We start from the raw sequence: 15,362 nt of genomic DNA on the forward strand, positions 1-15,362 counted from the left end.
GGACCTCAAGTACGTTTCCCCAAGCGCCAACCAGGGCGCACTACCGCCATGGGTCGTATGGGCTCATGGTCCACAACCAGGGGGTACTCGAAGTGAGAAGAGTTCTGACCGCTGCGGCCACGCTTGTCCTCGTTGCGGCAACATCGATCGTCGTCGCAACACCCTCAAGTGCACTCGACTGCACCCCACGGAAGGCTGCGCCGCGAATGGGATGCGAGGCTTCCGCAGTCATCAATGTCACTAAGAAGATCAACCAGAAGGGCAGGGAACTGGGGTCCTGCTACGTCGATACGAAGGGCGGAACGTGCACTGTGAATGCCTCCGGCACGGTCACGAGGTCTGTGCAGACAGGGGTGGGCGTACCCATCAGTTTTGTCACCGCCAACCTCGGCATCACTGGAAGCGTCTCGTACACAATCTCGACCTCGTGCACGTCAGGAAAGCTCCCGGTCGGCAGCACCTACACCGCCTGGGCTCGGTACACGGAGTACAGGTACCAAGTTCAGCACATTGCTAAGTACGCAGGCGCGCCCAAGGGGGTCCAGACGTCGGGCTGGCTTACCGCACGCGTGCCCGTGCCAGGGGGTATCTATTGCGGGTGATGTCCGGGACGCACCCTCCACCGGTGAACAGTCGAGCGACTGTTCACCGGGGGATGGTGGACATCGCCTCGGTTGGGGAACCGTACCGCTCGCAGCCAGGGCGATGTCCGCCACCACCGTCAGCAGACGGCGAGGTACGGCAGGAGGCCGCGCTCAGGCGGCGGAGCGGGGCCCGCGCTGCGGGACCGTCGTGCGAACGACGTCAGCCGCCTTCTCGAGGCGCGCCGTGATCTCCGCCGCCTGCACGTAACCCGCGCCCTCCTCGAGGTTCGCGAGGAAGAAGTCGCTCATCGACGTCTCGACGGGCGGCGCATCGACGATGCGTGCCACCTCGTCCGACGTGAGCTCGGGAGTCGGTTCGCCACGGCCGCGCAGGCTCGCCCACGCTCCCTTGACGTCGGACAGCATCCCGGCCACGCCTCGTCCCGCGCCGAAGCGCTCCGTCGTGACCGCACCTGCAGCCACCATGACGAGGGCGGCGGCGACGAGAGCGACGAGGAGCCAGGCGGAGAAACCGATGATCTGCTGCACCCCTCTATTGTGGGACGAATTCGCGTGAGGCGGGTGGCGTCCGCGCCGTGGTGCGGGATTCGCCACACGATCTTCACCCACCCGCCCGGGCAGGACGCCGGGCTAGCCGACGGGCGCCGGAGCCGCCTCGCGGCCGTCGCGCAGCCGCTGGCTGATGACCTGCGTGACTCCCTCACGCATCGTGACGCCGTACAGCGCGTCGGCGATCTCCATCGTGCGCTTCTGGTGCGTGATGACGATGAGCTGGGAGTCCTCCTGGAGCTCCCGGAAGATGTCCAGCAGCCGGCCAAGGTTGACGTCGTCGAGCGCCGCCTCGACCTCGTCCATCACGTAGAACGGGCTCGGCCGGGCCTTGAAGATCGACACCAGCAGCGCGACCGCGGTCAGGGACCGCTCGCCGCCCGAGAGCAGCGAGAGCCGCTTGACCTTCTTGCCTGCGGGGCGCGCCTCGACCTCGATGCCCGTGGTGAGCATGTCGGACGGGTCGGTCAGGACCAGGCGGCCCTCGCCGCCGGGGAACATGCGCGGGAACACCCGCTTGAACTGCTCGGCGGTGTCGCGGAACGCGTCAGCGAACACGCGCTCGACGCGGTCGTCGATCTCCTTGACGATCTGCAGCAGGTCCGCGCGCGAGCGCTTGAGGTCGGCAAGCTGCTCGGTCAGGAACTGGTGACGTTCCTCGAGCGCCGCGAACTCCTCGAGGGCGAGCGGGTTGACCTTGCCCAGCTGGGCGAGCGCACGCTCCGCCGTGCGCAGTCGCTTCTCCTGCTCGGCCCGGACGTACGGGACGGTGCGCGGCTCCCCCGCGTCCGCATCGTCGTCGCCCACGGCAGGCTCCCCAAGGACAGGGACAGGCCGGTCCGGCCCGAACTCGTCGACGAGAACCAGCGGGTCGATACCGAGCTCCTCGGTCGAGCGCAGCTCGAGCTGCTCGATCCGCAGCGCCTGCTGCGCGCGGGCGACCTCGTCGCGGTGCACGACATCGGTCAGCTCGCGCAAGGTCCCGGTGAGCGAGTCCACCTGTGCGCGGACCTCGACGAGGCGCGCGTCGCGCGCGGCGCGGGCGACCTCCTGGGCGTCACGCTCCGCAGCGGCGACAGCGAGCGAGGTCTCGAGCACCTGGAGGGTGACGCGGGCGCCCTCGGCGACCGCGGACGCGCGCGCCGCCTGCCGGGCGCGCTGCTCGGCCCGCCTCGCCGCGCGGGCCTGCGCCTCGCGCTCCGCAGCCGCCGCCCTCGTGAGCGACTGGGCCCGACCGGCGAGGGCGCGGGCACGCTCCTCGCTCGTGCGCAGCGCGAGGCGCGCCTCGGTCTCCTTGGCGCGGGCCGCGGTCGCCTCCTGCGCCGACGCGTCGCGCACCGTCATGGCTGCAGCGAGCGCCTCCTCGGACGACTCAGGCTCGACCTCGGCGACTTCCAGCCGCTGCGCAAGGTCGGCGAGCGTCGCCTGCTGCGTCTCGAGCGTCGCCTCAGCGCGGGCGAGCGCGTCCGCGGCACGCTGTTCCTCGGCCGCAGCAGCACGGGCCGTCGCGCCGAGGTGCCCGAGCTGCTCGGCGACCGCCGCGAGCGCGGCGTCCGACTCGTGGAGCCGCTCGAGCGTCTCGTCGTGCGCCAGCGCGGCCGAGCTCTCTTCCGTCAGGGCCTCGACGAGCTGCCCTTCGAGCGTCGCCGCCTCCACGTCGGCGGCTGCCAGGCCGCTGCGCGCGTCGTCGAGCGCAGCCTGCAGGTGCAGGACGCTCGGCGCGGCCGCCGAACCGCCGAGCGCGAGGTCGCGCCCGAGGACGTCGCCCGCGCGCGTGACCGCGACGAGGCCGGGTGCGCCCTCGACGAGGGCGCGTGCGTGCGCAAGGTCCTCGACGACGACGTGATCAGCGAGCAGGGACGCCACCGTCGCGGCAAGGTCCGGCGTCGTGCCGACGATCTCGCTCGCCCAGCGCGCGCCGTCCGGCAGGGTGCGCCGCGCGTGAGCGGGCGCCTCACGTCCTTCGGACGCGACGACGAGCGTCGCTCGGCCTGCGTCGTCGGCACGGAGCCACCGGATGACGTCGACCGCACCGCCGAGGCTCTCGACGGCGATCGCATCGGCGGCGTGGCCCAGCGCTGCCGCGACCGCCTCCTCGTAGCCAGGCTCGACGGTGAGCAGCGCGGCGAGCGACCCGAGGACGGTGGCGAGCTCGGGATCCTCCGACGCGAGGATCGCTCCCGCGGCGTCCTTGCGCTCGAGGCTCAGCTCGAGCGTCTCGGCGCGCGCTGTCAGGGTCGCGCGCGACGCGCGGACCTCGTCGAGCCGTGCACGGATCTCCCGGACGGCAGCCTGCGCAGCGTCGAGACGCGTGACGGCAGCCTCGTGCGCGGCATCGAGCCCCACCTCCCCCTCCTCGACGCCCGCGACCTCGGACTCGAGCCGGGCGAGCTCCGCCTGGGCGGCACGGCCGCGCTCGCGCGCCTCGTCCGCCCCCGAGCGCAGCCGCCCGATCTCCGCGACGGTCGCCTCGACGCGGGAGCGCTGCGCCGCGACCTGACCCGCGAGCCGGGCGAGACCCTCGCGGCGGTCAGCAGCGCCGCGCAGCAGCGCCGCAACCTCACGCTCCGCGTCGTGCGCACGCTTCTCCGCCGCCTCGCGGGACGCAACGACCGTCTCGAGCGCGGCTCGGGCGACGTCGGTCTCCCCCGCGAGCTCCTCCTCAGCGGCGCGTGCGCGCTCAGCCTGCGCCTCGAGCGCGCCCGGGTCAGACCTCTGCTCGACCGGCTCGGGGGTGCCGAGCAGGCGCAACCGCTCGGTCGCGAGCGTCTGCGTGCCGCGGACGCGCTCGCGCAGCGAGGACAGGTGGTACCAGGTGTCCGCGACCTGAGCGAGCCGGGGCGCCGCCGTCGCGGCGGCGGCCTCGAGGGCCGTGAGCTCGTCCCGCGAGACTGCCAGGTCCTTCTCGACCTCTGCCTGCCGAGCGCGCAGCGCAGTCTCGTCCGCCTTCTCCTGCTCGAGGGTCGCGACGAGCTGGACCAGGTCGTCCGCGAGCAGGCGCGCACGGGCGTCGCGCGCGTCTGCCTGGACCACCTGGGCGCGGCGTGCGATCGCCGCCTGCTTGCCGAGCGGGCCGAGCTGGCGGCGCAGCTCGCTCGTGAGGTCGCTCAGGCGCGTGAGGTTCGCCTGCATCGAGTCGAGCTTGCGGAGCGCCTTCTCCTTGCGCTTGCGGTGCTTGAGGACGCCCGCGGCTTCCTCGATGAAGCCGCGCCGCTCCTCGGGGGTCGCGCGCAGGACGGTGTCGAGCCGCCCCTGACCGACGATCACGTGCATCTCGCGGCCGAGGCCCGAGTCGGACAGGAGCTCTTGGATGTCGAGGAGACGGCACTGGGCTCCGTTGATCGCGTACTCGGACCCGCCCGTGCGGAACAGCGTCCGGGTGATCGTCACCTCGGAGTAGTCGATCGGCAGCGCTCCGTCGGTGTTGTCGATCGTGAGCGACACCTCGGCGCGGCCGAGCGGGGGGCGGCCGGACGTCCCGGCAAAGATGACGTCCTCCATCTTTCCGCCGCGGAGGGTCTTGGCGCCCTGCTCCCCCATGACCCAGGAGAGCGCGTCGACGACGTTCGACTTCCCCGAGCCGTTGGGCCCGACGACGCACGTCACCCCGGGTTCGAAGCTCAGCGTCGTCGCGGACGCGAAGCTCTTGAACCCGCGCAGGGTGAGGGTCTTGAGGTGCACGGACCGAGCCTAGCGGCCCGGTCCTGCGGGGCGGCGACAGCGCCGCCCCGCTCGGACGGGCGTCAGAGGTCGGGGAACCAGAGTGCGATCTCGCGCGCCGCGGACTCGGGTGCGTCCGAGCCGTGCACGAGGTTCTGCGCGACCTTGAGACCCCAGTCACGCCCGAGGTCGCCGCGGATCGTGCCGGGGGCGGCGGCCGTCGGGTCGGTCGCACCCGCGAGCGAGCGGAACCCGGCGATCGACTGGTGGCCCTCGATCACGAGGGCGACGAGCGGGCCGGACGACATGAACTCGACGAGCGGCTCGAAGAACGGCTTGCCCGCGTGCTCCGCATAGTGCTCCTCGAGGAGCTCTCGGGTCGCGACGCGCAGCTCGAGCGCCACCAGGCGGTAGCCCTTGGACTCGATCCGGCGCAGGATCTCCCCGGTGAGGCCGCGGGACACGCCGTCGGGCTTGACCAGGACGAGGGAACGCTGCGGAGCGGGGGCTTCAGTCATGGGGCGAGTTTACCGATCTGTCCGCGTCGCGCCTGGTGCGGTCAGACGTTGGGCGCCTCGTCGGGGTGCGCGGCGTCGTACTCCGCGCGCTCCCGGTCGACGCGTCCGCCGAGGCGGAGCGACGCGACCCACAGGCCGATGAACACGAGCGCGACGACGCCCATGAGCGGGATGACGAGGGTCCACGCGGCGATGAGGATCTGGGCGACCGAGCCGGCGACGTAGCCGCCGGGACGCCCGCACGCGCGGGAGAGGACGACGAGCGTGACGAACATCGTCGCCCCGACCGTCCAGATGACTCCCGGCTCGAGGTTCGGCACGGAGTCCGGGAGGCCTGCCGGGACGTCGCGCAGGCCGTAGAGCACGAACGTCGCGAACACGACGACGAAGGCCTCGAGAAGGAGGATCGTCGAGGTGAACTGGACCTTGGCGGACTTCTTGGCGCGGATCACCGGGGTCTCGGGACGGCCGGGCTGAGCGTCTGTCACGCCGCCCAGGCTACCGGCCCGGCCGTCACGGGACGGCGGCCTCGTGCTCATCCGGCGACGGCCTCACCGCGCGCGACCATGCCCGCCTCGTGCGAGAGCCGCACCTCGCGCAGGAAGAGCGACAGGACGAAGCCGAGGACGAGCAGCGGCACGAGGTACCAGAACGACGGCGCGAGAGCGTCGGCGTACGCGTCGATGACGCCCTGCTTGAGCGCCTCGGGGAAGCCGTGGACCGCGGCAGGCGTGAGCCCGGCAGGGTCGAGCCGGGCGAGCTCCGCGGGCGGCACGGAGGCGGCGAGCCCGCCGATGTTGTCCGTCAGACGGTTCGTGAACAGCGTCGAGAACAGCGCGACGCCGACGGCGGCGCCGATCTCACGGAAGAAGTTGTTCGAGCTCGTGGCCGTGCCGAGCTCGTGCGGGTCGACGGCGTTCTGCACCGCGAGCACGATCGTCTGCATGACCAGGCCGAGGCCAGCACCGAGGAAGAACAGCAGGACCGAGAAGGTGACGAGGCTCGTGCTGCCGTCGATCTGCGTCATGACCGCGAGCATGACCGAGGAGAGCGCGAGACCCGCCACGGGGTACAGCTTGTAGCGACCGGACCGCGTGATGAGCACGCCCGAGCCGATCGTCGTGAGCATCATGCCCGCCATCATCGGCAGCATGAGGAAGCCGGACTGCGTGACTCCCGCGCCCGAGGACATCTGCAGGAACGTCGGCAGGAACGTCAGCGCAGAGAACATGCCCATGCCGACGACGAGACCGATCGTCGTCGAGATCGTGAAGGTCCGGTTGCGGAACAGGTGCAGCGGGATGAGCGGCTCCTCGGCGCGCGTCTCCGCGAGCACGAAGAGCACGGTCGCGACGACGAAGCCGGCGGTGAGACCGACGAGCAGCGGGTCCGAGAAGTCGTAGCTCCCCGAGCCGCTCCAGCTCGTCCACGTGGCGACGAGGACGAGGCTCGACGTCGCGAGGATCATCGTGACGATGCCCGGCCAGTCGATCTTGCGACCCGCGCGGTGCGACGGGAGCTTGAGGGTGATCCACGAGACGACGAGCGCGGCGACGCCGACGGGGATGTTGATCCAGAAGCACCAGCGCCAGTCGAGGTGGTCGGTGAACAAGCCGCCGAGGAGCGGCCCAGCCACCGCGGAGACACCGAACAGGGCCCCCATGGGTCCCATGTACTTGCCGCGCTCACGTGCGGGGATGATGTCCGCGATGATCGCCTGCGACAGGATCATTAGCCCGCCCCCGCCGAGGCCCTGGACGGCGCGCCAGACCACGAGCTCGCCGAACGACTGCGAGAACCCCGCACCTGCCGAGGCGAGCGTGAAGAGACCGATCGAGAAGAGGAACGGCCAGCGCCGACCCCACAGGTCACCGAACTTGCCGTAGAGCGGCATGACGATCGCGATCGCGAGGATGTAGGCGGTCATGAGCCAGCCCTGGTGCTCGACGCCGCTGAGCTCGCCGACGATCGTCGGCATGGCGGTGCCGAGGATGGACTGGTCGAGCGACGATAGGAACATCGACGCCATGAGCGACCCGAAGATGAGCCAGATCGTGCGCTTGTCGAGGACGACGAGCGGCGTGTCGACGTCCTCGGGGACGCGCTGGTCCGGGGCGGTCGTGGTGGCTGACATGTCTCTTCCTCCGTCGTCGTGTGCGCCCGACGACGCCGCGCTGGTCGGCGCGACGCAGCGCCGCGGCGCGCGTCGAGGCGCCTGCGGCGGTCGGGACCCAGCGACGTTACACGTCCCACGAGCCCGAAAGGCAGCGAGATCTGTGTGGCGTGCGCCTCAGCGGCGCGTGGAGGCGTGGGCCTCAGACCTCGCCGAAGCCGCCCTCGATCGCCTCGACCACCGCGGCGATGGCCTCCTCGGCCTGCCCGCCGGTGCCGTCGACCTCGACGACCTGGCCGCCCACAGCACCGAGCTTCATGAGCTCGAGGACGCTCGCCGCGTTCACGCCAGCGATCGTCAGGTTCGCGTCGTAGCCCGCGACCATGCGCGCCAGGAGCGCGGCAGGCCGCGCGTGGAGGCCCATCGGGTTGCGGATCTCCACCTGCCGGGCGAGCCCGGTCCCCGTCGCCGCCATCGTGTCCTCCTCGTCCGGGGCCACGCCCTGGGCCTCCTCGCCCAGGGTGCCGGATCCGCGCGCGAACGTCGAACCGGCGTGCTCCGCCGCGCCGAGCACCGCGTCGAGGTCGCCCCCGCCGTGGGCCGTGACCGCAGCCGCGACCGTCCCCTCGACGAACGGCGCGTCCGCGAGACGCGTGCGCGACGCGAGGTCCTCGTCGAGGAACTCGAGAGCGGACTCGACGGTCAGGACGGCGGAGCCGAGGTCCGCGAGGACGACGACGCCGAGCGCGCCCTGCGCGGCGCTGCTCAGCTCCTCGAGGGTCCGGTCGAAGTCGGTGCCGAGACCACCACCCGGCAGGCCACCGACGGGTCGGATCGTCACACCGGGCGCCATCTGGGCAGCGAGCCCAGCGGTCCCCTCGGCGATCTGCGCGCTGTGCGACACGAGCACGAGCGCGACGCGCTCCGGCCGCACGTCGTCAGCCACGCGCGGCCTCTGCTGCCGCGCTGAGCAGGATCACGGTCGAGCGGGCTCCCGGGTCGAGGTGCCCGCGGCTGCGCTCGCCCAGGTAGCTCGCGCGCCCCTTGGTCGCGATCAGGTCGACGGTCGAGGCCGCCCCCTCCTCGGCGGCTGCGAGCGCGGCCTCGAGCACCTCGGCGGGCGCGGCGCCTGCGCCGGCCGCCGCCTCGGCGGCGTCGACCGCGGGCGACCAGGCATCGACCATCGTCTTCTCCCCCACGACCGCACGGCCGCGCGACGTGATCCCCTCGAGGGCGCCCTCGAGGAGCGCGACGACGGCGTGCGCGTTGAGGTCAGGGATGCCCGTGACCTTCGCGGCTCGGAGGAACGCCGTCCCGTACAACGGGCCCGACGCTCCTCCGACCGTCGACATGAGCGTCGTCGCGACGACCTTGAGCACGTCGCCGACGTTCTCGGCCTCGAGGCCGTCGACCTTGGTGCGGACCGCCGCGAAGCCTCGGTCGAGGTTCGCGCCGTGATCGCCGTCGCCGATCTGCCGGTCCAGCTCCGTCAGCTCGTCCCGCGCCTCAGCGATCGAGTCGGCTGACAGCCGGACCCACCTCAGTGCCCACTCGACGTCCAGCGACATGGTGCGTGCTACCTCCAGATGCAGACCGGGGCGCGGCCGCTCACCACCGCAGCGCGGGGGTGTGCACGGGCGCGTCCCACAGGCTCGTCAGCTCGTCGTCGAGGCGCAGCACGGTCAGCGACGCGCCCTGCATCTCGAGAGACGTCACGTAGCTGCCGACCAGGGACCGGTCGACCGTGACGCCGCGGTCCTCCAGGAGCCGCCGTGCCCGACGATAGACGACGTACAGCTCCGACGAGGGGGTGCCACCCATTCCGTTAACGAACAGCAACACACGCTCGCCGCTCTCGAGCCCGAGGTCCTCGACGATCGGGGTCAGGAGCGCCTCGGTGATCGTGTCCGCGTCCGCAGCAGGGACGCGGTGACGGCCAGGCTCACCGTGGATCCCGATGCCGATCTCGATCTCGTCGTCGGGCAGGTCGAAGCTCGGGCGCCCGACGTGCGGGACGGTCGGCGCGTAGAGCGCGACGCCCATGGAACGCACCCCGGACGAGACGCGCTCGGCGATCGCCGTGACGCTCGCGAGGTCGTCGCCGCGGGCGGCGGCCGCCCCCGCGATCTTCTCGACGAGCACGGTCCCGGCGACACCGCGCCGGCCAGCCGTGTAGAGCGAGTCCTCGACCGCGACGTCGTCGTGGACGAGGACCGTCGAGACCTCGACGCCGTCCGCGAGCTCGACGGCGGTCTCGAAGTTGAGCACGTCGCCCGTGTAGTTCTTCACGATCGCGAGCACGCCGGCGCCGTTGTCGACAGCCTCGATCGCTGCGGCGACCTGGTCAGGGGTCGGCGAGGTGAACACGGCCCCGGGCACGGCGGCGTCGAGCATGCCCTCCCCGACGAAGCCCGCGTGGAGCGGCTCGTGCCCAGCACCGCCGCCGGACACGAGGGCGACGGTCCCCGGAGGCGCCTTCGTCGCCCGGGTGACGAACAGCGGGTCCGTGTGGACCCGCACGAGATCGGGGTGTGCCAGGCCGAACCCCTCGACGGACTCGTCGACAGCCTTGGCGGGGTCGTTCAGAAGCTTCTTCATCGCAAGATCCTTCCTGCGGGGACTCAGCCCCTCCCGAGAAGCACCCTGGCCTCTGCGGCCAGGACCACCGAGCCGGTGACGATCACGCCTGCTCCGGTGCCGACGCCGATCGTGTCTTCACTCTCCGCCAATGTCGCTGCGATGTCGAGAGCAGCGTCGAGGCGAGATGCCAGGTGAACCCGGTCTTCGCCGAAGACGTCGACCGCGAGCTCGTGCAGGTCCTCCGCCTCCGTCGACCGAGGGGACGACGACTGCGTCACGACGATCTCCGCGAGGACGGGCTCGAGGACCGACAGGAGCCCCTCGGCGTCCTTGTCTCCCAGCACGCCGACGACGCCGATGAGCCGGGAGAACCCGAAAGCCTCCTCGAGCGCGTCGACGAGCACCTCGGCGCCCGCCGGGTTGTGCGCCGCATCCACGAGGATCGTCGGGCTCGACCGGACGACCTCGAGGCGCCCTGGCGAGGTCACCGCCGCGAAGCCCGCCTCGACGACGCCCGCGGGGAGCGCTGCTCCCCCGGTGACGAGCGCCTCGGTCGCGGCGAGCGCGAGCAGGGCGTTGTGCGCCTGGTGGGCACCGTGCAGCGGCAGGAAGATCTCCGTGTACAGACCGCCCGGTGTCGACAGGTCGACGAGCTGCCCACCCACCGCGACGTGCCGCTGCGCGACGGTGAGCTCGGCGCCGTCGCGCACGAGGTGCGACGCTCCGCGCTCGCGCGCCTCGGCGAGGAGCACCTCCTCGACCTCCTCGACCTGCTCGCCGACGACGACGCTCGCGCCCTCCTTGATGATCCCCGCCTTCTCGTGGGCGATCTCGACGACGGTCGAGCCGAGCCACTGCGCGTGGTCCATCGACACGGGCGTGACGACGGCGACGTCGCCGTCAGCGACGTTCGTCGAGTCCCAGCCGCCACCCATGCCGACCTCGACGATCGCGACGTCGACGGGGGCGTCCGCGAACGCCGCGAACGCCATGACGGTGAGCACCTCGAAGAAGCTCAGCCGCGGCCCGCCTGCGGCCTGGGACCGCGCGTCGACCATCTCGACGTAGGGCTCGACGTCACGGAACACCTCGACGAAGCGCTCCTCCGTGATCGGCTCGCCGTCGATCGCGATCCGCTCCGTGACGCTCGTCAGGTGCGGGCTCGTGAAGCGACCGGTGCGCAGCCCCTGCTCGCGGACGAGCGACTCGATCATGCGCGCCGTCGACGTCTTGCCGTTGGTGCCGGTGACGTGCACGACGCGGTACGCGCGCTGGGGATCGCCCAGCAGCTCGCACACCTCGCGCACACGGTCGAGCGTCGGCTCGAAGTCGTGCTCCGGGTTGCGCGCGATGATGGCCGCGTAGACCTCGGCGAGCTCGGGCGAGCGCCCCAGCGCCTCGTCCTTCTTGCGCGCCATGTCAGCCCTGCGCCTTCGCGACGGCGACCGCGTGCGCGTCCGTGCCCGACGTCTCGACGTTGACCGTCACCGACAGTGTCTCCGCAGCGATGAGGTCGCGGTGCGCCTCGACCGCGGCAACCTGCTCGGCCGGGACCGTGACCGTGAGGTCGATCCGGTCGGACACGTTGAGGCCGGCAGCCTTGCGTGCGTCCTGCACCTCGCGGACGAGGTCGCGTGCGTAGCCCTCGGCGCGCAGCGCGTCGTCGAGCAGGAGGTCGAGGACGACGAAGCCACCGCCGGGCAGGACCGCGGCCCCGACCGTCGGCTCGGTCGCGCCGCCCGCAGCGCCGACGACCGTCGTCACCTCGTACTCGGCGGGCTCGAGCGGCACGTCGCCGTCGGGCGTGACGACGACGACCGTGCCGTCGGCGTCCTCGCGCCAGTCGCCCGACTTCGCGGCCTTGATCGCGGCCTGGACGCCGCGGCCGAGGCGGGGCCCGGCCGCGCGGGCGTTGACCGTGAGACGACGCTCGATGCCGTACTCCTGCGCGGCACCCGAGTCGAGGCCGACGAGGTCGACGGCCTTGACGTTGAGCTCGGAGGCGAGCAGCTCGGCGTACGGCGCGAGCGCCGCCGGGTCGGCGACGACGACCGTGAGGCGCGACAGGGGCTGGCGCACGCGCAGCTTGTTGGCCTTGCGCACGCCGAGGCTCAGCGAGCACACGGCGCGCACGCGGTCCATCGTCGCGACGAGGTCCGCGTCGTCCGCGAGGACCGTACCGAGCACGGTCGCGGCGCCTGCGGCGTCCGTGAGCGTCGGCCAGTCGGTCAGGTGCACGCTGCGGCCACCGGTCAGGCCGCGCCAGACCTCCTCGGTCAGGAGCGGGGCGAGCGGCGCCATGACGCGCGTGAGCACCTCGAGCGCGGTGAAGAGGGTGTTGAACGCCGCGGCGTCCTCGGCCCAGAAGCGGTCGCGCTGCGTGCGCACGTACCAGTTCGTCAGGACGTCGAGGTGGTCGCGGACCGTCTCGCACGCGCCGGCGATGTCGTACGCGTCGAGCTGCTCCTGGACGGTCGTCACCAGCAGGCGGGTGCGCGCGAGCAGGTAGCGGTCCATCGCGGGCAGGCCCGCGACCTCGTCCTCGACGACCTGGCGGGCCGTGATCCCGGCACCGCCGTCCGCCGCACTCGCGTAGAGGGTGAAGAAGTAGTACGTGCTCCACACGGGGAGCAGCACCTGGCGCACCGAGTCGCGGATGCCCTCCTCCGTGACGACGAGGTTGCCGCCGCGCAGGATGGGGCTCGACATGAGGAACCAGCGCATCGCGTCGGAGCCGTCACGGTCGAGCACCTCGGTGACGTCCGGGTAGTTGCGCAGGGACTTGCTCATCTTGCGACCGTCAGAACCGAGCACGATCCCGTGCGACACGGCCGAGCGGAACGCGGGCCGGTCGAACAGCGCGGTCGCGAGGACGTGGAGCGTGTAGAACCAGCCGCGGGTCTGGCCGATGTACTCGACGATGAAGTCGCCCGGGTAGTGGTGCTCGAACCAGTCGCGGTTCTCGAACGGGTAGTGCACCTGCGCGAACGGCATCGAGCCGGAGTCGAACCAGACGTCGAGCACGTCGGAGATGCGGCGCATCGTCGACCGCCCCGTCGGGTCGTCCGGGTTCGGGCGCGTCAGCTCGTCGATGTACGGGCGGTGCAGGTCGGGCTCGCCCTTCTCGTTGAGCGGCAGCCGGCCGAAGTCGGCGGCGAGCTCGGCGAACGATCCGTACACGTCCACGCGCGGGTACGCGGGGTCGTCGGAGACCCACACGGGGATGGGCGAGCCCCAGTAGCGGTTGCGGGAGATCGACCAGTCGCGCGCGTTCGACAGCCACTTGCCGAACTGCCCGTCCTTGATGTGCTCGGGCGTCCAGGAGATGTCCTGGTTGAGCTCGACCATGCGGTCGCGGAACTCGGTGACGCGCACGAACCAGCTCGAGACGGCCTTGTAGATCAGCGGGTTGCGGCAGCGCCAGCAGTGCGGGTACGAGTGCTGGTACGTCTCGTGGCGCAGCACGACGGGGCGCTTCTCGGCCGCGACGTCGGCGAGGGGGCCGGTGCCGTCCTTGAGGTCGCGGATGATCTCGGGGTTCGCGTCGAACACCTGCTGGTCGGCGTAGTCGGGCACGAGGCTCGTGAAGCGGCCGCGCGCGTCGATCGGCACGACCGGCGTGATGCCCGCGGCGTCGCACGCCGCCTTGTCGTCCTCACCGAACGCGGGAGCGAGGTGCACGAGGCCGGTGCCGTCCTCGGTCGTGACGAAGTCGGCGGCCAGCACCTGGTGCACGGCCGGGTTGTCCGCGTCGTCGGCGAAGTAGCGGAACGGCGGCGCGTAGCGGCGCCCGGCGAGCTCCGCACCGCGCAGGCGGCGCAGCACCTGCGCCTCGACGTCGTCGCCGAGGTCGAGCTCCTTCGCGTAGGCGGCGAGGCGCGCGGCGCCGAGCAGGACCTCCTGCCCCGCGACGACGGAACCCTCGCCCGCGCGCACGACGACGTACTCGACGTCGGGCCCGACCGCGATCGCGAGGTTGGACGGCAGGGTCCACGGGGTCGTGGTCCAGATGAGCGCGAGCTCGCCCGTCTCGAGGCGGACGCCGACCGTCAGGGCCGGGTCCTGGCGCGACTGGTAGACGTCGTCGTCCATGCGCAGCTCGTGGTTGGACAGCGGCGTCTCGTCGCGCCAGCAGTACGGCAGCACGCGGTACCCCTCGTACGCGAGGCCCTTGTCGTAGAGCTGCTTGAACGCCCAGATGACCGACTCCATGAAGGAGGAGTCGAGGGTCTTGTAGTCGTTCTCGAAGTCGACCCAGCGCGCCTGGCGCGTGACGTACTCCTGCCACTCCCCCGTGTAGCGCAGGACCGACGTGCGGCACGCCTCGTTGAACGTGTCGATGCCCATCGACTCGATCTGCGACTTGTCGGTGATGCCGAGGATGCGCTCGGCCTCGAGCTCGGCCGGCAGGCCGTGCGTGTCCCAGCCGAAGCGGCGCTCGACCCGACGACCGCGCATCGTCTGGTAGCGCGGCACGACGTCCTTCGCGTACCCGGTCAGGAGGTGCCCGTAGTGCGGCAGCCCGTTCGCGAAGGGCGGGCCGTCGTAGAACACGAACTCGTTGTCGCCGTCCTGGCCCGCGGGGCGCTGGTCGACGGACGCCTGGAACGTGCCGTCCTGGTCCCAGTACGCGAGCACCTCGCGCTCGAGGTCGGGCAGGTTCGGGGACGCGGGGACGGCGCCGTCGCGGTGCTGGGGGTAGACCATGCGAGTGTCTCCTGGCGGTGGTGGCAGTGATGCAGGTGCATGCGAGGACGACGGCCCCGGGCGCTTGCCCGGTACCACCGCGGTACCACCCCGCTTGTCAGTGCGCTTCCTCGCCCGGGGGCGCGGTGGCGTGCTGACCGCTCGTTCGGCTGTGACGGGCCCACCCGTCCGGTTCTACTGGGGCTCGCTCGCGCGCGCCTGTTCTTCCGGAGGCTCGCCGGTGATGGCCGGGTCGACGCCTGTACACGCCATGCTACTACCCGCGCGGGCTCCTCCGCCGGACCAGGGGCGGCGTCAGCGGGCGGCGCAGCGCCGGCGCTGCGTGAACGCCTCGATGTCCCGTGCGACGAGCTCCTCGACGGTCGCAGGACGTGCGCTCCAACGAGAGCGGAGCGTGTCGGCAGCCGCCGGGACGGCGGGCAGCGAGGGCAGGGCGTGCAGGTCGGGGCGTGCACCAGCGTGGAGCTGTGCGGCGGGACGGGTGAGCAGGGCGGTCGCGGTCACGGGTGGTTCCTTCGGCGTCGAGCGGCACGGGGCTGCGGCAGCCGGGACGAGCGGTGCGTCCCGGGATCGGCACGGGCTGCGACGGTGCAGCGGTGCGGATCTGCTCGCCGACCGGGGATCGGTCCT

12 protein-coding genes are annotated in these 15,362 nt (G+C 71.8%); 1 reads left to right on the plus strand and 11 read right to left on the minus strand.

Going from position 1 to position 15,362, the window contains the following annotated elements:
- Nucleotides 1–65 precede the first annotated feature (65 nt).
- Entirely contained in the window at nucleotides 66–602 is a 537-nt protein-coding gene (locus tag HF995_RS00805) for a hypothetical protein (RefSeq protein WP_168445945.1), read from the plus strand.
- Nucleotides 603–755: 153 nt separating this feature from the next.
- Here HF995_RS00805 and HF995_RS00810 read toward each other — a convergent pair whose 3' ends face one another.
- From HF995_RS00810 to HF995_RS00860, 11 genes are all read right to left on the minus strand, one after another.
- Nucleotides 756–1,133: a hypothetical protein gene (locus HF995_RS00810; protein ID WP_168445946.1), complete on the minus strand. Its 378-nt coding sequence runs from the start codon at nucleotides 1,131–1,133 to the stop codon at nucleotides 756–758.
- A 102-nt stretch (nucleotides 1,134–1,235) separates the two neighbouring features.
- On the minus strand, nucleotides 1,236–4,835 hold the full coding sequence (smc, locus tag HF995_RS00815) for a chromosome segregation protein SMC (protein WP_168445947.1): 3,600 nt from the start codon (nucleotides 4,833–4,835) through the stop codon (nucleotides 1,236–1,238).
- A gap of 62 nt (nucleotides 4,836–4,897) precedes the next feature.
- A complete protein-coding gene (gene ndk, locus HF995_RS00820; RefSeq protein WP_168445948.1) occupies nucleotides 4,898–5,332 on the minus strand; it encodes a nucleoside-diphosphate kinase in 435 nt (144 codons plus the stop codon).
- A gap of 41 nt (nucleotides 5,333–5,373) precedes the next feature.
- The gene (locus HF995_RS00825) at nucleotides 5,374–5,820 is read right to left on the minus strand and encodes a DUF4233 domain-containing protein (protein ID WP_350308676.1); all 447 of its coding nucleotides are present in this window, start codon (nucleotides 5,818–5,820) and stop codon (nucleotides 5,374–5,376) included.
- Nucleotides 5,821–5,867: 47 nt separating this feature from the next.
- Nucleotides 5,868–7,466: an MDR family MFS transporter gene (locus HF995_RS00830; RefSeq protein ID WP_168445950.1), complete on the minus strand. Its 1,599-nt coding sequence runs from the start codon at nucleotides 7,464–7,466 to the stop codon at nucleotides 5,868–5,870.
- A gap of 181 nt (nucleotides 7,467–7,647) precedes the next feature.
- Nucleotides 7,648–8,391: a dihydroxyacetone kinase phosphoryl donor subunit DhaM gene (dhaM, locus tag HF995_RS00835; protein WP_350308677.1), complete on the minus strand. Its 744-nt coding sequence runs from the start codon at nucleotides 8,389–8,391 to the stop codon at nucleotides 7,648–7,650.
- Nucleotides 8,384–9,013, minus strand: a complete 630-nt coding sequence (gene dhaL, locus HF995_RS00840) for a dihydroxyacetone kinase subunit DhaL (RefSeq protein WP_168445951.1) — start codon at nucleotides 9,011–9,013, stop codon at nucleotides 8,384–8,386. The genes dhaM and dhaL overlap by 8 nt, the downstream gene beginning before the upstream one ends.
- A gap of 40 nt (nucleotides 9,014–9,053) precedes the next feature.
- The gene (dhaK, locus tag HF995_RS00845; RefSeq protein WP_168445952.1) at nucleotides 9,054–10,043 is read right to left on the minus strand and encodes a dihydroxyacetone kinase subunit DhaK; all 990 of its coding nucleotides are present in this window, start codon (nucleotides 10,041–10,043) and stop codon (nucleotides 9,054–9,056) included.
- A gap of 23 nt (nucleotides 10,044–10,066) precedes the next feature.
- Entirely contained in the window at nucleotides 10,067–11,443 is a 1,377-nt protein-coding gene (locus HF995_RS00850; protein ID WP_168445953.1) for a bifunctional folylpolyglutamate synthase/dihydrofolate synthase, read from the minus strand.
- 1 nt (nucleotide 11,444) lies between these two features.
- A complete protein-coding gene (gene ileS, locus HF995_RS00855) occupies nucleotides 11,445–14,732 on the minus strand; it encodes an isoleucine--tRNA ligase (RefSeq protein WP_168445954.1) in 3,288 nt (1,095 codons plus the stop codon).
- A gap of 294 nt (nucleotides 14,733–15,026) precedes the next feature.
- The gene (locus HF995_RS00860) at nucleotides 15,027–15,236 is read right to left on the minus strand and encodes a hypothetical protein (RefSeq protein WP_168445955.1); all 210 of its coding nucleotides are present in this window, start codon (nucleotides 15,234–15,236) and stop codon (nucleotides 15,027–15,029) included.
- Nucleotides 15,237–15,362: the final 126 nt, after the last annotated feature.

This window comes from Sanguibacter hominis ATCC BAA-789, assembly GCF_012396185.1.
Taxonomy (GTDB): domain Bacteria; phylum Actinomycetota; class Actinomycetes; order Actinomycetales; family Cellulomonadaceae; genus Flavimobilis; species Flavimobilis hominis.